The sequence below is a fragment of the Pseudomonas sp. stari2 genome (assembly GCF_040760005.1).
Taxonomy (GTDB): domain Bacteria; phylum Pseudomonadota; class Gammaproteobacteria; order Pseudomonadales; family Pseudomonadaceae; genus Aquipseudomonas.
On sequence record NZ_CP099760.1, the window covers coordinates 263,980 to 281,357 of the forward strand.

The 17,378-nt window shown below is 60.9% G+C and carries 16 protein-coding genes; 7 read left to right on the forward strand and 9 right to left on the reverse strand.

The annotated features are described in order from the left end of the window. Positions 1–61: 61 nt before the first annotated feature. From NH234_RS01205 to NH234_RS01230, 6 genes are all read right to left on the reverse strand, one after another. A complete protein-coding gene (locus NH234_RS01205) occupies positions 62–841 on the reverse strand; it encodes an N-acetylmuramoyl-L-alanine amidase (RefSeq protein WP_367255419.1) in 780 nt (259 codons plus the stop codon). Positions 842–936: 95 nt separating this feature from the next. After that, entirely contained in the window at positions 937–3,039 is a 2,103-nt protein-coding gene (locus NH234_RS01210) for a diguanylate cyclase (protein ID WP_367255420.1), read from the reverse strand. Beyond that, on the reverse strand, positions 3,036–3,914 hold the full coding sequence (locus tag NH234_RS01215; RefSeq protein ID WP_085733859.1) for an endonuclease/exonuclease/phosphatase family protein: 879 nt from the start codon (positions 3,912–3,914) through the stop codon (positions 3,036–3,038). Before NH234_RS01215 ends, NH234_RS01210 begins: the two co-directional genes overlap by 4 nt. A 14-nt stretch (positions 3,915–3,928) precedes the next feature. Then, positions 3,929–4,570: a thiol:disulfide interchange protein DsbA/DsbL gene (locus NH234_RS01220; protein WP_085713046.1), complete on the reverse strand. Its 642-nt coding sequence runs from the start codon at positions 4,568–4,570 to the stop codon at positions 3,929–3,931. A 210-nt stretch (positions 4,571–4,780) separates the two neighbouring features. After that, on the reverse strand, positions 4,781–5,392 hold the full coding sequence (locus tag NH234_RS01225) for a c-type cytochrome (protein ID WP_065260178.1): 612 nt from the start codon (positions 5,390–5,392) through the stop codon (positions 4,781–4,783). A gap of 32 nt (positions 5,393–5,424) precedes the next feature. Next, on the reverse strand, positions 5,425–5,730 hold the full coding sequence (locus NH234_RS01230) for a c-type cytochrome (RefSeq protein WP_085713044.1): 306 nt from the start codon (positions 5,728–5,730) through the stop codon (positions 5,425–5,427). Positions 5,731–5,921: 191 nt separating this feature from the next. Between NH234_RS01230 and yihA the strand changes: the two genes are divergently transcribed. Then, positions 5,922–6,566, forward strand: coding sequence for a ribosome biogenesis GTP-binding protein YihA/YsxC (gene yihA, locus NH234_RS01235; protein WP_085733858.1), 645 nt, complete (start codon positions 5,922–5,924; stop codon positions 6,564–6,566). A 426-nt stretch (positions 6,567–6,992) separates the two neighbouring features. On the opposite strand, the gene polA is transcribed toward yihA, so the two are convergent. Then, positions 6,993–9,797 carry a DNA polymerase I gene (polA, locus tag NH234_RS01240; protein WP_367255421.1) on the reverse strand — a complete coding sequence of 935 codons (2,805 nt, stop codon included), beginning with the start codon at positions 9,795–9,797 and terminating at the stop codon, positions 6,993–6,995. Between the two features lie 74 nt (positions 9,798–9,871). On the opposite strand from polA, the gene NH234_RS01245 reads away from it, so the two are divergent. Both NH234_RS01245 and NH234_RS01250 read left to right on the forward strand, forming a co-directional pair. Then, on the forward strand, positions 9,872–10,162 hold the full coding sequence (locus NH234_RS01245) for a DUF2782 domain-containing protein (protein ID WP_085733856.1): 291 nt from the start codon (positions 9,872–9,874) through the stop codon (positions 10,160–10,162). Between the two features lie 60 nt (positions 10,163–10,222). Next, complete coding sequence (locus NH234_RS01250) at positions 10,223–11,176, forward strand: homoserine kinase (protein ID WP_085733855.1); 954 nt, start codon at positions 10,223–10,225, stop codon at positions 11,174–11,176. Between the two features lie 40 nt (positions 11,177–11,216). Here NH234_RS01250 and NH234_RS01255 read toward each other — a convergent pair whose 3' ends face one another. Beyond that, positions 11,217–12,137 carry a zinc ABC transporter substrate-binding protein gene (locus NH234_RS01255; protein WP_367255422.1) on the reverse strand — a complete coding sequence of 307 codons (921 nt, stop codon included), beginning with the start codon at positions 12,135–12,137 and terminating at the stop codon, positions 11,217–11,219. Positions 12,138–12,203: 66 nt separating this feature from the next. Here NH234_RS01255 and zur point away from each other — a divergent pair, with 66 nt between their 5' ends. Genes zur through NH234_RS01275 form a run of 4 tightly spaced genes read left to right on the forward strand, consistent with a single transcriptional unit; the run spans position 12,204 to position 15,003 of the window. After that, a complete protein-coding gene (zur, locus tag NH234_RS01260) occupies positions 12,204–12,686 on the forward strand; it encodes a zinc uptake transcriptional repressor Zur (RefSeq protein ID WP_011331783.1) in 483 nt (160 codons plus the stop codon). After that, positions 12,686–13,471: a zinc ABC transporter ATP-binding protein ZnuC gene (znuC, locus tag NH234_RS01265; RefSeq protein WP_085733853.1), complete on the forward strand. Its 786-nt coding sequence runs from the start codon at positions 12,686–12,688 to the stop codon at positions 13,469–13,471. The genes zur and znuC overlap by 1 nt, the downstream gene beginning before the upstream one ends. Next, positions 13,464–14,252, forward strand: a complete 789-nt coding sequence (znuB, locus tag NH234_RS01270) for a zinc ABC transporter permease subunit ZnuB (RefSeq protein ID WP_065260666.1) — start codon at positions 13,464–13,466, stop codon at positions 14,250–14,252. Before znuC ends, znuB begins: the two co-directional genes overlap by 8 nt. A 37-nt stretch (positions 14,253–14,289) precedes the next feature. Further along, the gene (locus NH234_RS01275) at positions 14,290–15,003 is read left to right on the forward strand and encodes a PA5502 family lipoprotein (protein WP_085733852.1); all 714 of its coding nucleotides are present in this window, start codon (positions 14,290–14,292) and stop codon (positions 15,001–15,003) included. Between the two features lie 121 nt (positions 15,004–15,124). Here NH234_RS01275 and katE read toward each other — a convergent pair whose 3' ends face one another. Beyond that, on the reverse strand, positions 15,125–17,332 hold the full coding sequence (gene katE / locus NH234_RS01280) for a catalase HPII (RefSeq protein WP_367255423.1): 2,208 nt from the start codon (positions 17,330–17,332) through the stop codon (positions 15,125–15,127). Positions 17,333–17,378: the final 46 nt, after the last annotated feature.

Sequence of the window (17,378 nt, forward strand, 5' to 3'; positions counted from 1 at the left end):
GAGTTACCAATGAGTTATAGCTGCTGATTGCACTTTTGCCCTGACCGTCGGGCGGGCGTCATTATTTTGTCTGGTTCAGCACCAGCAGCAACGCTGCCGTTTGCGCATCCGGAGTACCGTCGAAGCGGGAAGGGCGGAAGTGCATCTGGAAGGCTGCGAGGACATGGCGGGTCGCCACGTCCAGCTCGCCGTTCTGCGGCGTTGCGTAGCCCAGGCGCGCCAGTTGGGTCTGGAACCAGCTGATGCTCGGTAACTCCACCTCGAACCGCACTTGCTGACGGGCTACTGCCTGTTCGTCAGGCCACAAGCCAAGGCCTTCGGCAGCCAGGCGCTTCCACGGGAACAATGGGCCCGGATCAAGCTTGCGCAACGGTGCGATATCGCTGTGTCCGATGATGTGGTCCGGGCTGATGCCGTTGCGTTTGCTGATGTCCTTGAGCAGGACGATCAGCGACTGAACCTGGGCTTCACTGTACGGATACCACACGCGCCCGGTCGGAGTGTCCTTGAAGCCAGGGTTGACGATTTCGATGCCGATCGAGCTTGAGTTGAGCCAGGTACGACCCTGCCATTCGCTTTCGCCGGCATGCCAGGCGCGCAGGTTTTCGTCCATCAGCTTGTAGATCGTGCCTTTCTTGTCGTCGCCGATCAGGTAGTGGCTGCTGACTTCACCGTGGGTCAGCAGTTGCAGCGAACGCTCGAGGGAGGCGGAGGTGTAATGCACGATCACGAATTGCACGCGGCTGTCGTGATTGGCAGAAGGATGGCTGGTGTCATAGCGCGGGCCGCTGGCACAACCGGCCAGAATGAGCAGCGACGTGATGAGGGCAAGGAATTTCATGGCAGTACACGTAAGTCAGTAATGCAACAGTGTAACGTACTGACTTGCGTGCGAACGGCAAAAGGGCTGATTTAAATGAAATGGAACAATTGTCTTCAGCCCAGCTCCACCCGGTTGCGACCCGCATTTTTGGCCCGGTACAACGCCTGATCGGCTCTTTTGAGCACCAGATCGCTGTGTTCTCCCGGCCTGAACGCCGCCAGTCCCATGGAAATGGTGATCGTGACTCGCTCACCCTTGAAGTGGAACGGGCAGGCCTCGATGGCGGCGCGCATGGTTTCCAGCAGTTTGACACCGACGGTGGGCGGGGTGGCCGGTAGCAGCAAGACGAACTCTTCACCACCGAAGCGGGCAATGAAATCGCTGCCACGCAGGCGTTTGCGCAGCACTGTGGCGATGATCTTCAACACCTTGTCGCCGGCCAGGTGCCCGTAGTTGTCGTTGATCCGTTTGAAGTGATCGAGGTCGAGAATCGCCAGGCTCAGAGTATTGCCATGCTGCTGCCATTGGGCGATTTCGTGGTCGAGCCGTTCGCTCCAGGCGGCGCGGTTGGGCAGGCCGGTAAGCGGATCGATCAGGGCTTTCTGGCGCTGCTCTTCAAGGTGCTCGCGGTAACCAAGGGCTTCCTGTTCCATGTGCGCCACACGCTCGGCCAGGCTTTTCAGGCGTCCGGCCACTTCCTGCTCCCGGGCATCACGTTGTTTCCGGTGCTGGTCCATCGTGCCGAGCAGGCCTTCGAGATGGTTTTCCAGTACCTGCTTGAGGTCGTTCAGGTCCGCCGCTTCCTGCACGCTGTTCTGCAGGCCATCGACCTGTTCACGAATCTGCGTGTCCATCGCTCGCGCCGCAGAGCTGTTGTCGGCGTGACCTTCGCTGGCCGCCTGCAGGTTGCTCTGAAACGCTTCGAGGCGTTCGTTGAGTCGTTGCAGGTAGGTCTCGAATTCGTGCTGACCGCTATCGGTGATGGCCAGCATCAAGGTCGCCAGATCGTCGAGGATCGGTAACAGTTCGTACCAGTTCAGGCCATTTTTCAGCCGGTCGCGCATGGCTTCGGCTTGCGGGCGGTGGCGTTCCGGCAGGGTCAGGTCGTCCAGCAGGCCGATCAGCGTGTCTTCGATGTGCTTGGCCACTGAGCTGTAGGAGGGTTCGGGCGAATCCGGCAGGGCGTAGAGAATGTCGTGCTCGGACTGCTCCGGATCGATGGCCGCCAGGGCCTGCGCGATGGGCTCGGGCAGGGGCAGGCTGTCGAGGAAGACCGGAGGCGGGTTGTCGCCGGGGTGGATCAGTTCGTCAGGGTTGATGGCGATCGGTGTCGATGGCGCAAAGACTGGAGGCGGCGTGAAGGCTTGCGGCTCGGGTTCTGGCTCGGAGGGTTCCGGTTCGCTGGGAGCCGTAACGACTTCTGTGATGATCCGGGCAGGCTCGAAGGCAACCACTTCCGGCTCTGCAACAGGCTCGGGTGTTGATATTGGCGTTGGTGCTGAAGCTTGCAGTGGCGCGACCAGAGGTGCGGCGACCGGTGCTTCACTGACGGAGGCAATGGCTGCCGGTTCGGCGATTGCGGCAGGCGCTTCTGGCATTGGCGTGCTTTCAGGCGCGGGGTGCGGTTGCTCTGGCTGAGCGGCTGGAGAGGTCACGGCAGGCTGAGCCACAGGTGCAGGGGTTTCCTCGCTGTCACGGCTGCCGAACAGGCGCTGCAACAATCCCGGACGTCCCGGTTCCGCCGGTGTCTCCAGTTGGCTCAACGCCTTGCCCTGCAAACCGCTGAGTTCGCTCAGCAATAGCGGCATTTCCCGGGCCTGACTGACTCGTCCGTCGAGCTGCTTGGCGAATTTCTTCAACGGCTGGGCGACTTCACGGGATAGCGGCAGCGCTTGCAACTGAGTAACCAGCGAGTTCAGCGCGGTGCTGACCTGCTCGATCCGGGTTTCACGGCGTTGCTCGGAGTCGAGCACGGCTTTTTCAAGGCGCGGCAACAGGGCGGCGAGGCCGGCATCCATGTCGTCGGTGCGCACTACATCGCGCATTTCCTTCATGCATTGGTCGACCACACGATCGGTGCCTTCCGCCGCGAGTGTGCTACGTACCAGGCCGCGGCGCAGCAGATCGAGCCGGGCGTCCCATCGACGTTCAAGCTTTTCCTGTTGTTCGATGCTTTTGAGGTATTTCTCTTTCCAGCGCTGGGCTTCGTCGCTCATTCAGGCGTTCCGCGAGGGGCAGGACTCAACGCGGGCAATGCATCGGCCGTGAGCGAACCCGGCAGACGAATCTCTACCGCGACGGGCAGGTGATCGGAAATCGGTTGGGCCAGCACTTCGACCTTTTCCAGCGTCAGGGTCGGGCTGAGCAGAATATGGTCCAGGCAGCGCTGCGGGCGCCAGCTGGGGAACGTCGCTTCGAGTTGCGGGGCCAGCAGGCCGAGGTCGCGCAAGGGCGAGCGTTGCAGCAGGTCGCTGGCGTGGGTGTTCATGTCCCCCATCAGCACCTGATGCTTGTAGCCGCCGATCAGCTCGCGGATATAGGCCAGTTGCATGGTGCGTACCCGGGCGCCGAGCGCCAGGTGCATCATTACCACCACCAGCGCCTCGGGACCTTCGCCGAAACGCACCAGAATTGCCCCGCGACCTTTCGGCCCCGGCAGCGGATGGTCTTCGATCGCCCACGGGCGCAGGCGACTGAGCACGCCGTTGCTGTGCTGGGCCAGTCGGCCGAGGTTGCGATTGAGTTGTTGATACCAGTAGGGAAAGGCGCCGAGATGGGCCAGGTGTTCGACCTGATTGACATAGCCTGAACGCAGGCTGCCGCCATCGGCTTCCTGCAGAGCGACTAGGTCGAAGTCGCCGAGCAGATTGCCGATCTTTTGCAGATTGCCGGAGCGCCCGGTGTGTGGCAGCAGATGCTGCCAGCTGCGAGTCAGGTAGTGCCGATACCGCTCGGTGCTGATGCCGACCTGGATATTGAAGCTGAGCAAGCGCAAACGGCTGTCTGCGGGCAGGCCCGTGGATTCCAGGTGATGCTCGTTGACCTGCGGATCATGCAGGCCGACGAGTCGTTCGGTTCCCCAGCGGCGCATGGCGATTGCCGCGCTTAGTTGGCGGCCGCCTTGTTGGCCGCTCGTTCTTTGGCCACCAGTTGGTCAGCCAGTTTCAGAGCTTCCTCGGCACCACCGGCAGACCCGATGTCAAAGCGGTATTTGCCGTTGACGATCATGGTTGGAACGCCGGAGATTTCATATTTCTTGGCCAGTTCACGAGCCTTGACGATCTGACCCTTGATGGCGAAGGAGTCGAAGGTGGCCAGGAACTTGTCCTTGTCTACGCCTTGGGTGGCGAGGAAGTCGGCCATGTCGTTCTTGTCGGTCAGCTTCTTGTGTTCTTTCTGGATCGCGTTGAACACGGCTGCGTGAACGCTGTGCTCGACGCCCATGGCCTCCAGGGTCAGGAACATCTGACCGTGTGCGTCCCAAGGGCCGCCGAACATGGCAGGAATGCGGACGAAGTTGACGTCGGAAGGCAGTTTTTCAACCCATGGATTGATCACGGGTTCGAAGGCATAGCAGTGCGGGCAGCCGTACCAGAACAGCTCCACCACTTCGATCTTGCCAGGTACGGCAACCGGTACCGGATTGCTCAGTTCGACGTACGGGGCGGCAGGTGCTTCGGCGGCCTGGGCCGTCACGCCGAACAGGCTGGCAGCGACGAGGGCGGCGCTGATGATCAGATTACGCATGCTTTACTCCTGGGCAAATTGGTCGCCTCGCGCGACCTGTTTTCAGACAGATCCTGGCGGGCATGAGTTCTGTAGTGTAACGGCAGCGGCCACAAAAAAGGGCGGCCAAAGCCACCCTTTTTATACTTCATGCAACGGATTAATCGAGCGTTAAAGTGGCGGGCTTTGCCCTTCGCACGCAACGCTCGAATCACCATCGCACGCCTGGCCTTAGTGCAGGCCTTGAATGTAGCTGGAGACCGCCGCGATGTCTTCGTCGCTCAGCTTGCGAGCGATGGTGCGCATGGTCATGGCATCGCCGTCGTTGTTGCGACCGGCTTCTTCCTTGCGGAAATCGGTCAGCTGTTTGGCGATGTATTGAGCGTGCTGGCCACCCAGGTGCGGGAAGCCGGCGGCTGCGTTGCCGGCGCCGTTTGGCGAGTGGCAACCGGTGCAGGCTGGCAGGCCTTTTTCCAGGTTGCCGCCACGGAACAGGGCTTCACCGCGAGCGACGATCTTCGGATCGGCGGCGCCGACGCTGCCTTTCTGGCTGGCGAAGTAGGCGGCGATGTCGGACAGGTCCTGATCGCTAAGGTTGGTCAGCAGTCCGGTCATTTCCAGAACGGTGCGCTTGCCTGACTTGATGTCGTGCAGTTGCTTGGTCAGGTAGCGTTCACCCTGGCCGGCCAGTTTTGGAAAGTTTGGCGCCATGCTGTTGCCATCCGGGCCATGGCAGGCCCCGCATACGGCAGCCTTCGCCTGGCCTGCGGCGGCATCGCCTGCAGCATGGGCGAAACCTGAAATTCCCACGGTCAACAGCAGACTCACGATCAATTTGTTCATCAGCTAATCCAACTACGGCTAAGGGTTAAGAGTTATGGACCGGGTTTACTTCCGCTCATCCAGAGGATGATGGCCTGGTAATCCTCGGCACTGCAGTCCATGCACAAACCACGCGGCGGCATCGCCTTGAAACCCTGGGTCACGTGTTGCACCAGCGTCTCCATACCTTTCGCCAACCTCGGCGTCCAAGCTTCCTGATCGCCTCTTCTGGGCGCCATGGGTAGTTGGCCGGAATGACAGGCACCACAAACACGGTTGTACACGGCTTCCGGATCCTGTGTAGCCTGTGCGCTGTAAAGCGGCATCAGAACTCCGGCAGCCAGCAGCCATTTCGTCATAAAACGACCTTTTCAGGGTTGAGAGCGATCTGCGTTCTGTTGCGCAATCAAAGTCTGTCGCTCTCGTGAACTTCATCCTTCGCTGGGACAAAGCACACACAAAATCTGCGGCATTATATACTGGCGTCACTGAAACGGAAGCGACACCGCGTTCCGCGCCCAATCCCGGCGCCGCCCACATCGGAAATCCCATGCAACTCAAGAATCCCATCCTCGGCCTGTGCCAACAGTCCACGTTCATGCTCAGTGCCGCCAAAGTCGATCAGTGCCCCGACGACGAAGGCTTCGAAGTGGCGTTCGCCGGTCGTTCCAACGCCGGTAAATCCAGCGCGCTGAACACTCTGACTCACGCCAGCCTGGCGCGCACCTCGAAAACCCCGGGTCGCACACAGCTGTTGAACTTCTTCAAGCTAGACGATGAACGGCGTCTGGTCGACCTCCCGGGCTACGGTTATGCAAAAGTACCGATCCCGCTCAAGCAACACTGGCAGCGTCACCTCGAGGCTTACCTCGGTGGCCGCGAGAGTTTGAAGGGTTTGATTCTGATGATGGACATCCGTCATCCAATGACCGACTTCGACCTGCTGATGCTCGATTGGGCCGTTGCGGCCGGCATGCCGATGCACATTCTGCTGACCAAGGCGGACAAGCTGACCTACGGCGCAGCCAAGAACACGCTGCTCAAGGTGCAGTCGGAAATCCGTAAGGGGTGGGGCGATCTGGTGACGATCCAGCTGTTCTCCGCTCCAAAACGCATGGGCCTGGAAGAGGCCTACACCAAACTGGCGGGCTGGATGGAGTTGGCAGACAAAGGCGCAGAAGCGGCGACCGAATAATCGGAATATGGAAAATTGGCTGTAGTGCGGTCAGGCAAGGCAAAAGTGTTAGTAAAACGGCCGGGGTCGCGCTCGACTTTAGGGGACCTGAATGAGCATTTTTAGTACCGCTTTTAACGCAGCATGACCGTGCTACAGCCAATTTTTGGGCAAAAAAAGCCCCGGACTTCATATGGGGAGGGAGAAGTTCCGGGGTTCAAGTTCCGAACCGCTAGGGCGGGGTTCAGATATCTGCCAACACTTAACACAACATAGGAGCATCGAAGGGCTTCACCAGCCATTCAGTATCTCTGAGTGGCCTGTCGCAAGATTAGTTCAGATTCTTTTCAAAAAACTTTGGAATAAGCTCAAGATCGATCAGAACTAAGCCCCTTTCGATGCCTTTGCCGCGACGTCATGTCGCGGCAAAATCCCGTCCCAGAGGCCTCAGTGCGCCTCGTCCCAGTTGTTGCCGACTCCCACTTCCACCAGCAACGGCACATCCAGCTTCGCCGCTTCGCTCATGTGCACGCGAATTTCGTCGCGAACCTGATCGACCAGATCCTCACGAACCTCCAGCACCAGTTCGTCGTGCACCTGCAGGATGACTTTGGCGTCCAGCCCGGAAACGCTCAGCCAGTTGTCCACCGCCACCATGGCTTTCTTGATGATGTCAGCTGCGGTGCCCTGCATCGGCGCGTTGATCGCCGTGCGTTCAGCGGCAGCTCGTTCCTGTGGCTTGTTGGAGTTGATGTCCGGCAGGTACAGACGGCGGCCGAAAATCGTTTCCACGTAGCCTTGATCTGCAGCCTGCGCGCGGGTGCGATCCATGTATTCACGAACGCCGGGGTAGCGCGCGAAGTAGGTGTCGATGTAGGCCTTGGCGGTCTTGGTGTCGACGCCGATGTCCTTGCCCAGCTTCTGCGCACCCATGCCGTAGATCAGGCCGAAGTTGATCGCCTTGGCGCCACGGCGCTGGTCGGACGTCACTTCGTTCAGTTTGGCCTTGAACACTTCCGCCGCAGTGGCGGTGTGCACGTCCAGGTTGTTGCGGAAGGCGTTCATCAGCCCTTCGTCGCGGGACAGGTGCGCCATGATCCGCAATTCGATCTGCGAGTAGTCCGCCGCCAGCAGTTTGTAGCCTTTCGGCGCGACAAAGGCCTGACGGATGCGTCGGCCTTCAGCGGTACGCACCGGAATGTTCTGCAGGTTCGGATCGCTCGACGACAAGCGGCCGGTCGATGCCACCGCCTGATGGTACGAGGTGTGAATGCGCCCGGTACGCGGGTTGATCTGCTCCGGCAGGCGATCGGTGTAGGTGCTTTTCAGCTTGCTCATGGAGCGGTGTTCCATCAGCACTTTCGGCAGGCGGTGATCGTCTTCGGCCAGTTTTGCCAGGACTTCTTCGGCAGTGGACGGCTGGCCCTTGGCGGTTTTCTTCAGCACCGGCAGGCCGAGTTTTTCGTAGAGGATCACGCCCAGTTGCTTCGGTGAACCCAAGTTGAATTCTTCACCGGCAATTTCGAAGGCTTCACGCTCCAGCGCAACCATCTTGTCGCCCAGCTCGATGCTCTGAACGCCGAGCAGTGCCGCGTCAACGAACGCACCCTGACGCTCGATGCGCGCCAGTACCGGCACCAGCGGAATCTCGATGTCGGTCAGCACGCTGGCCAGGCTCGGGATGGCGCTGAGCTTTTCAAACAGCGTCTGGTGCAGGCGCAGGGTCACGTCGGCATCTTCGGCGGCGTACGGTCCGGCCTGCTCCAGCGCGATCTGGTCGAAGGTCAGTTGCTTGGCGCCTTTGCCGGCGATGTCCTGGAAACTCACGGTGGTGTGATCCAGGTACTTCTGCGCCAGGCTGTCCATGTCGTGGCGGGTGGCGGTGGAGTTGAGCACGTAGGACTCAAGCATCGTGTCGAAGGCAATCCCGCGCACGGTGATGCCTTCGTTCTGGTCGCCACCGATGGCGCAGTTGGCCAGGATGTTGATGTCGAACTTGGCGTGCTGGCCGACCTTGAGTTTGTTCGGGTCTTCCAGGATCGGCTTGAGCGCGCGCAGCACGGTGTCGCGATCCAGTTGCTCCGGCACGCCGATGTAGGAGTGGGTCAGCGGGATGTAGGCCGCTTCGTTGGCTTGCACCGCGAAGGACAGACCGACCAGTTGCGCTTGTTGCGCGTCGACGCCGGTGGTTTCGGTGTCGAAGGCAAACAGCTTGGCGTTCTTGAGTTTTTCCAGCCAGACGTCGAAGCGGGCCTGATCGAGGATGGTCTCGTACGCGGCTTCAGTCGGAGCGGCAGGCGCTTCCTCAGCGGGTGCGTTGAACAGATCGACGGCCGGTTCCGGTGCAGCGGCGCTGCTCAGCTCCAGACGCTTGGCATCGCGCTCCAGGTCGTTGATCCAGCTCTTGAACTCCAGCAGGGTGTAAAGCTCAAGCAGCTTGGCCGGATCTTCCGGGCCCATTTGCAGGTCGTCGAGGCCGATGTCCAGTGGCACGTCGACCTTGATGGTCGCCAGTTGATAGGAGAGGAATGCCATCTCCTTGTGCTCTTCGAGTTTGGCCGGCAGGGTCTTGGCGCCGCGAATCGGCAGGGTCGGCACGATGTCGAGGTGCGCATAGAGCTCGGTCAGGCCGCCGTTGACGCCGACCAGCAGGCCGGAAGCGGTTTTCGGCCCGATGCCGGGAACACCGGGGATGTTGTCGGAAGAGTCGCCCATCAGGGCGAGATAATCGATGATCTGCTCCGGAGCGACGCCGAATTTCTCCTTCACGCCCTCCACATCCATCGAGCTACCGGACATGGTGTTGACCAAGGTAATGTGACCGTCGACCAGTTGCGCCATGTCCTTGTCGCCGGTGGAAATGATCACCGGACGATTGGCGGCCGCGCTGCTGCGGGCCAGGGTGCCGATCACGTCATCGGCCTCGACGCCTTCGACGCACAGCAGCGGGAAGCCGAGGGCTTTCACGCTCTGGTGCAGCGGCTCGATCTGCAGGCGCATGTCGTCGGGCATGCTTGGGCGGTTGGCCTTGTACTCGGCGTACATCTCATCGCGAAATGTCCCGCCCTTGGCGTCGAACACCACGGCGAACGGGCTGTCCGGATACTGTTTGCGCAAGCTCTTGAGCATGTTCAACACGCCTTTGACCGCACCGGTCGGCATGCCTTTGGAGGTGGTCAGCGGTGGCAGCGCGTGAAAAGCGCGGTAAAGGTAAGACGAACCGTCCACCAGGACGAGGGGGGCTTGGCTCATGAGCAGGATCAACCTTTTCGGCGGGTCCGGCGCTAGAATAGCGGGACCGTTGACGACAAAGGGACAAGGTTATCATGCGTACGTTAAATCGCTTGCTGCTGGTCAGTTTGATTGCTCTCTCACCGTTGCCTGCGATCGCGGCGGATGATGCGCCGTCAGCGGAGCCGGAAGTCACCATCCGCACCGAGGGTGACAAAACCATCCAGGAGTACCGGCAGAACGGTTTCCTGTACGCGATCAAGGTGACCAAGAAGGGTTTTCCGCCCTATTTTCTGGTGCGCGCGGACGGTACTGATGCAAACTTCATCCGCTCGGACCAGCCGGATATGCTGATCCCGGCGTGGAAGATTTTCGAGTGGAAGTAGTTTCTTAATTTCAACCGGCGCCGGCTCGATGGCGGCGCCAGAACTGAGCAGTTTTTAACCATGTCTGTGTTTACCCCCCTGGCTCGGCCCGAGCTGGAAACCTTTCTCGCCCCATACGGGCTCGGCCGTCTGCTCGATTTCCAGGGGATCGCCGCCGGCAGCGAAAACACCAACTTCTTCATCAGCATGGAAAAGGGCGAGTTCGTCCTGACCCTGGTCGAGCGCGGCCCGGTGCAGGAAATGCCGTTCTTCATCGACCTGCTCGACGTCCTGCACGAAGCCGACCTGCCAGTGCCTTACGCACTGCGCACCATTGATGGCGTGGCCCTGCGCGAGCTGAAAGGCAAGCCGGCGCTGCTGCAGCCGCGCCTTGCCGGCAAGCACATCAAGCAGGCCAATGCCCAGCATTGCGCGCAGGTCGGTGACTTGCAGGCGCACCTGCACCTGGCGACCCAGGGCGACAGCATGATCAAGCGCAAGACCGATCGTGGCCTGGACTGGATGCTGGAGGAGGGCACCGAGTTTCTTTCGCACCTGAGCGACGAGCCGCGTGCGCTGCTGCAAAAGGCGCTGGAAGAAATCACCCAACAGAAAGAGAAAATTCTCGCACTGCCACGGGCGAATATCCACGCTGACCTGTTTCGCGACAACGCGATGTTCGAAGGCACGCACCTGACCGGGCTGATCGACTTCTACAACGCCTGCTCGGGGCCAATGCTCTACGATGTGGCGATTGCCTTGAACGACTGGTGTTCAGACGATGACGGCCTGATCGACGGTCCGCGTGCGCGGGCCTTCCTGGGTGCCTACGCGGCGCTGCGCCCGTTCACCGCGGCCGAGGCCGAGTTGTGGCCGACCATGTTGCGAGTAGCATGTGTGCGGTTCTGGCTGTCGCGGTTGATTGCGGCGGAATCGTTCGCCGGGCAGGACGTGCTGATTCACGATCCGAAAGAGTTCGAGCAGCGGCTGGCGCAGCGTCAGACTGTCAATACGCCGCTACCTTTCGCCCTGTAAAAGGAAAAACCGCAGCCTGTGCAGGCTGCGGTTTTTTGTATCAGAGCGATTCGAGACAACCCGCCAGATCATTCCCCAGCTTCTCCAGCACGTGCTCGTAACCCTGAGCCGTCGCTGGCGTGTACCCGCCCAACGCATCCAGCTCCGCCAGCTTCACCGGCAGGCCCGCCACCAGAGTTTCGGCCAGTCGTGGGCGCAGCGGCGGCTCGCTGAATACGCACGTCTTTCCGACTTCCTGCAAGCGTGCGCGCATCGCGGCCACATGCTGAGCGCCCGGCTGCACTTCCGCCGCCACGCTGAACACACCGGTATGTTTCAAGCCGTAGGCATCTTCGAAGTAGTCGAAGGCTTCGTGGAAGACGAAGTAGGGTTTGCCTTCAACGCTGGCCAGACGTTTCTTCAAGCGCTGATCCAATGCATCGAGACGCTCGTCGAACGCCTTGGCGTTGCTCTGATAGCGTTCGGCATTGGCCGGATCGACGGCGCTCAGATCAGCGGCCATTTTGTCGGCAATAACCCGCGCGTTTACCGGCGATAGCCACAAATGCGCATCGAGGGTGCCTGGGCGGTGATCGTGATCATGCTCGTCGGCGTCTTCGGCGTGGGAGTGGCTGTCTTCGGCGAAGCGGCGCAGCTTCATGCCCGGCAGATTCTGCACGGCGACGCTCGGCAGCGTACGACCGTTCAGCACGCGGGGCAGGAAACCTTCCATGTCCGGGCCAATCCAGTACAGCAGATCCACCGATTGCACCTTGCGCACGTCGGACGGGCGCAACGCGTAGTTATGCGGGGAGGCCCCCGGCGGCAGCAACACTTCCGGAATCGCCACGCCGTCCTGCACGGCGGCAGCAATCAATTGCAGCGGCTTGATGCTGGTGAGGACTCTGACTTCGGCCTGAGCCGAACCGATCAGCAGAAAACTGGCGACAAATGCCACAAAAACAGAAAAAAGTCGGGACACGATGACCACTCAAGGAGGCGAGAACGGGTAACATAATAACGTCTCTAACCAAACTCGTCGCCGCTCATGCCTATTACCCCGATTGCCAGCCGTCCCCACGACCACTCCCATTGCGTCCACAGCGCCCTGTCCGAGGCCGATGCCTTGTGTGCACAGAAAGGCCTGCGCCTGACCGCATTGCGTCGGCGGGTGCTGGAACTGGTCTGGCAGAGCCATAAGCCGCTGGGTGCCTACGACATTCTGGCGGTGCTCAGCGAGCAGGACGGCCGTCGCGCTGCGCCGCCGACTGTGTACCGCGCACTGGATTTCCTGCTGGAAAACGGCCTGGTGCACCGCATCTCCTCGCTGAACGCCTTTGTCGGCTGCGTTCACCCGAAACATTCGCACCAGGGTCAGTTCCTGATCTGTCGCGAGTGCCATGCGGCCATCGAGCTTGAGCAAAAAACCATCAGCGACGCCATCGTTCACAGCGCCAAGGACGTCGGCTTCATCGTCGAAGCCCAGACCGTCGAAGTGGTCGGCCTCTGCTCCGGTTGCCGGGGGGCTTGATGAGCGATGCGTTGATCCGTCTGGAGCAGGTGGCTGTCCGGTTTGCCGGGCAGAACGTGCTGGACAACATTCACCTTAGCGTCGAGCCGGGGCAGATTGTCACCCTGATCGGCCCCAATGGCGCCGGCAAGACCACGCTGGTGCGCGCCGTGCTCGGGCTGCTGAGACCCGACAGCGGCAGCGTCTGGCGCAAGCCGAAACTGCGCATCGGTTACATGCCGCAAAAGCTGCACGTTGATCCGACCCTGCCGTTGTCAGTCCTGCGCTTTCTGCGACTGGTACCGGGCGTCGATCGCCCGCGTGCGCTGGCGGCACTCAAGGAAGTCGGCGCCGAGCACGTCATCGACAGCCCGGTGCAAAGCGTTTCCGGCGGTGAAATGCAGCGCGTGCTGCTGGCCCGGGCGCTGTTGCGCGAGCCCGAACTGCTGGTGCTCGACGAGCCGGTGCAAGGTGTCGATGTCGCCGGCCAGGCCGAGCTGTACAGCCTGATCACCCGCCTGCGCGACCGTCATGGCTGCGGCGTGTTAATGGTGTCCCACGACCTGCATCTGGTGATGAGCACCACCGACCAAGTGGTGTGCCTCAACCGTCATGTCTGCTGCTCCGGGCATCCCGAGCAGGTCAGTGGCGACCCGGCCTTCGTTGAGCTGTTCGGCAATCACGCGCCGAGCCTGGCGGTCTATCACCACCATCACGACCACGCCCATGACCTGCATGGCTCGGTGGTCAAAGGGCCTGTGACGGGCCAACCTCACGTTCACGGAGATAGCTGCAAGCATGGCTGATTTTCTGTTCTACGCCCTGCTTGCAGGTCTGGCGCTGGCGGTGGTCGCGGGGCCGCTGGGCTCGTTCGTGGTCTGGCGGCGCATGGCCTATTTCGGCGACACCCTGTCCCACGCCGCGCTGCTCGGCGTGGCGCTGGGCTTTCTGCTGGATGTCAGCCCGACCGTCGCGGTCACCGTGGGCTGCCTGTTGCTGGCGGTGCTGCTGGTGACCCTGCAACAGCGTCAGCCGCTGGCGTCCGACACGTTGCTGGGCATTCTTGCGCCGAGCACGCTCTCTCTCGGCCTGGTAGTACTAAGCTTCATGCATGAAGTGCGGATCGACCTGATGGCCTACCTGTTCGGCGACCTGCTGGCGATCAGCCCGACTGATCTTGCGTGGATCCTCGGCGGCAGCGCGGCGGTGCTGGTGTTGCTGGTGACGCTATGGCGGCCGTTGCTGGCGATCACCGTGCACGAAGAACTGGCCCGGGTCGAAGGCCTGCCGGTGGCCGGTTTGCGCATGGCGTTGATGTTGCTGATCGCGGTGGTGATCGCCGTGGCGATGAAAATCGTCGGTGTGTTGCTGATTACGTCTCTGTTGATCATCCCGGCGGCTGCGGCACAACGTCACGCCCGTTCGCCGGAGCAGATGGCACTGGGCGCGAGCCTGCTGGGCATGCTCGCCGTGTGTGGCGGGCTGGCGCTGTCCTGGTTCAAGGACACCCCGGCCGGTCCGTCAATCGTTGTGACGGCGGCCGCACTGTTTCTGCTGAGTTTTGTTCTGCCCCGTCGAGGGGTGTAGACTTGCTCGTTTTTTGCGCAAATAGAGAGTCGCAGGAATGAAGCCGTTCGCCTCCCGTTATCTGCTCCTTGTCGCATTTTCAATGCTGCTGGGCGCCTGCCAAAGCACGCCGCCGGTGGCCGAAGTCCCCGATGCGCGGGCCACGGCCATCGCACAGCTGGAGCAAAGCCTGGCCAGCAGCGAACTGGCCACTGCCGAAGACCAACTGGCAGCCTTGCAGGCCGAAACACCCAACGATCAATCCCTGGAGCAATACCAGCGTCAGTTGGCCGAAGCCTATCTGCGCCGCAGCCAGATCGTCCTGCAAAAGGGCGATGTGAATGCTGCCGCAACCGCTTTGGCCCGTGCCCGCGCGCTGATGCCCAAGGCCCCGGCGCTGACTGGTGGCGTCAACGGCGCCATCACCGAAGCGCGCAAGGCTGAGCTGGAGAAAGCCGAAGCAGCGCTCCAGGCCGCTGAAGCCAAGCCGAAGGCCAAGGTGATCGATCCGACTGCCGAAAGCACCACGGTTGCGCTGAATATCACCGATAGCCGCAAACTTCGCCGCCAACTGGATGCGATCGCCGCCGATGTGGTGAATTACGACTGTGCGGTGAGCATTCAGGCCCCGCGCACCAATGATTACCCGTGGCTGGCGACGTTGATCACCAAGCGCGTGAAGAAGCTTGATCCGGATTTCGATTTGAAGATCGAGAAGCAGATTCTGCGCACGGTGCCGGCGCAGATGGTTCTGAGCCCGCGCAAACCTTGAAAAGCTTCATCGGAACGCCGCCCGGAGCAAGCCCGCTCCCACATTTAGGTTCGTGTGCGACACAGAACCAATGTGGGAGCGGGCTTGCTCGCGAAGGCGTCCTTTCAGTCAACCAACAGCCTTAAGCTGGAATAGCCTTGGCCTTGGGCTCCCGGTCCCAAACCCGATGCTGCCCGATCGCAGCAAAGAATGGCTTGGTCAGCGCGCCAACATCCTTGCCCTCCAGCAATCCGGCATCCGTCTCCAGCTTCAGCACGTCCAGCAACTGTTTGGCCTCGCCATGCAGCGCGATTGCCTTCAAGTGTTTGTACGCCTCCAGCAGGTAGTGCAACGCCACGCCGTCACCGCTCAACGCCTTGACCGACGCCGCGCCACCCGGCACGAATACCGCGTCGAACGCAATTGATGGCATGCCTTCCATCGACGCATCCACCGCCAGGGTTTTGCCATCGGCGGTCTTCAGTGGCGCCGAAGTCGGGCCAAGCAGCTTGGCGTGTGCACCTTCTGCCGCCAGCGCCTTCTTCATCGCATCAATCGCCGCATCATCGACACCGTTGGCCGCAAGGATCGCGACTTTCCGTGTCTTGATGTTTTCCGGCAACAGGTTGGCCTGACTCAACGCTGGCGAGCGCTCCAGTGATGTTTTCGGCACGTCCACGGTACCTTTGCCTGGCGCTGGCAGACCCAGGTTGGCCGCCACGCGTTTGGCCAACTCTAGGTCGATGTTGGCGAGAATCTCGTTCACTTCCCGCGCCCGGATGAATTCACGCTCAACCTTGCCCAACTCGAAGCTGTAGGCAGCGATGATGTGCTCTTTCTCGTGCGGGCTCATGCTGTTGAAAAACAGTCGCGCCTGGGAAAAGTGATCGCTGAACGATTCGCTGCGCTGGCGGATCTTGTTGGCGTCGATGCGCTCCGGGTAGCTCTCGAACCCGCCGTCCTGTGCGGCCGGTGGTGTTTCTTTGGGCCATCCGCCATCGATGGAATTCGGTTCGTAAGAGGCACGGCCCTTGTCGATCACCGTACGGTGCTGGGCATCGCGCTGGCCGTTATGGAACGGTGCGACCGGGCGATTGATCGGCAGTTCATGAAAGTTCGGCCCGCCGAGTCGGCTGATCTGCGTATCGGTGTAGGAAAACAACCGGCCTTGCAGCAAAGGGTCATTGGAGAAGTCGATCCCCGGCACGATATGGCCGGGGCAGAACGCGACCTGCTCGGTCTCGGCGAAGAAATTATCCGGGTTGCGGTTGAGGGTCATCTTGCCCAGCGGCGTGATCGGGACGATTTCCTCGGGAATCAGTTTGGTCGGGTCAAGGATGTCGAAATCGAAGTCGTGCTCGTTTTCCTCCTCGATGACCTGTACGCCAAGTTCCCATTCCGGGTAGTCACCCATCTCGATGGCCTCCCAGAGATCGCGCCGATGGTAGTCGGTGTCTTTACCGGCCAGCTTCTGCGCCTCGTCCCACACCAGCGAGCATGTGCCGGCAGTAGGGCGCCAGTGGAATTTGACGAAGCGCGATTTGCCCTCGGCGTTGATCAGCCGGAAGGTGTGCACGCCGAAGCCCTGCATGCTGCGCAGACTTTTCGGGATGGCTCGGTCGGACATGGCCCAGATGACCATGTGTGCCGACTCAGGCACCAGCGACACGAAGTCCCAGAATGTGTCGTGGGCCGAGCCACCGGTGGGGATTTCGTTGTGTGGCTCGGGTTTCACGGCATGGACGAAGTCGGGAAACTTGATCGCGTCCTGTATGAAAAATACCGGCATGTTGTTGCCGACCAGATCGAAGTTGCCTTCGTCGGTGAAAAACTTCACGGCAAAACCACGCACGTCACGCACCGTGTCGCCGGAACCGCGAGGGCCCTGCACTGTGGAAAAGCGTACGAACACCGGGGTTTTCTTACCCGGATCCCGTAGGAATCCGGCCTTGGTCAGTGCGGAATGGTTCTCGTAGGTTTGAAAGAAACCATGTGCACCCGTGCCGCGAGCATGGACGATGCGCTCGGGAATCCGTTCATGGTCAAAGTGCGTGATTTTCTCACGCATGATGAAGTCTTCCAGCAGCGACGGCCCGCGCGGCCCGGCCTTGAGGGTGTTCTGGTTGTCCGCGACCTTCACGCCCTGATTGGTGCGCAGGGCCTGGCCGGTGGCGTCGGAACGAAATTTTTCCAGGCTATCTAGTTTGGCGTTGGTATTGGCGCGATCCGGGGTGTCGGTGCCGGCCAGCTGGGTTTTGTCTGTGGCAGTTTTTTTCGTACTCATCAGTCGTGAACTCCTGTTTGCCCCGGCGTTGCGCCGGGACGCTTGAGTGGCTCCCGGGCACGGCACCCAGGGTTTTGAAGTCGCTTACCTAGTGACTGACGAGGAATTTGGG

Excerpts from the sequence above, each read along its gene's own strand:
- NH234_RS01250 (WP_085733855.1), top strand. The coding sequence starts at position 10,223 with ATGTCTGTGTTTACCCCCCTGGCTCGGCCCGAGCTGGAAACCTTTCTC.
- NH234_RS01275 (WP_085733852.1), top strand. The coding sequence starts at position 14,290 with ATGAAGCCGTTCGCCTCCCGTTATCTGCTCCTTGTCGCATTTTCAATG.
- zur (WP_011331783.1), top strand. The coding sequence starts at position 12,204 with ATGCCTATTACCCCGATTGCCAGCCGTCCCCACGACCACTCCCATTGC.
- NH234_RS01220 (WP_085713046.1), bottom strand. The coding sequence starts at position 4,570 with ATGCGTAATCTGATCATCAGCGCCGCCCTCGTCGCTGCCAGCCTGTTC.
- NH234_RS01210 (WP_367255420.1), bottom strand. The coding sequence starts at position 3,039 with ATGAGCGACGAAGCCCAGCGCTGGAAAGAGAAATACCTCAAAAGCATC.
- NH234_RS01245 (WP_085733856.1), top strand. The coding sequence starts at position 9,872 with ATGCGTACGTTAAATCGCTTGCTGCTGGTCAGTTTGATTGCTCTCTCA.
- znuB (WP_065260666.1), top strand. The coding sequence starts at position 13,464 with ATGGCTGATTTTCTGTTCTACGCCCTGCTTGCAGGTCTGGCGCTGGCG.
- NH234_RS01215 (WP_085733859.1), bottom strand. The coding sequence starts at position 3,914 with ATGCGCCGCTGGGGAACCGAACGACTCGTCGGCCTGCATGATCCGCAG.
- yihA (WP_085733858.1), top strand. The coding sequence starts at position 5,922 with ATGCAACTCAAGAATCCCATCCTCGGCCTGTGCCAACAGTCCACGTTC.
- NH234_RS01230 (WP_085713044.1), bottom strand. The coding sequence starts at position 5,730 with ATGACGAAATGGCTGCTGGCTGCCGGAGTTCTGATGCCGCTTTACAGC.
- polA (WP_367255421.1), bottom strand. The coding sequence starts at position 9,797 with ATGAGCCAAGCCCCCCTCGTCCTGGTGGACGGTTCGTCTTACCTTTAC.
- NH234_RS01225 (WP_065260178.1), bottom strand. The coding sequence starts at position 5,392 with ATGAACAAATTGATCGTGAGTCTGCTGTTGACCGTGGGAATTTCAGGT.
- NH234_RS01205 (WP_367255419.1), bottom strand. The coding sequence starts at position 841 with ATGAAATTCCTTGCCCTCATCACGTCGCTGCTCATTCTGGCCGGTTGT.
- znuC (WP_085733853.1), top strand. The coding sequence starts at position 12,686 with ATGAGCGATGCGTTGATCCGTCTGGAGCAGGTGGCTGTCCGGTTTGCC.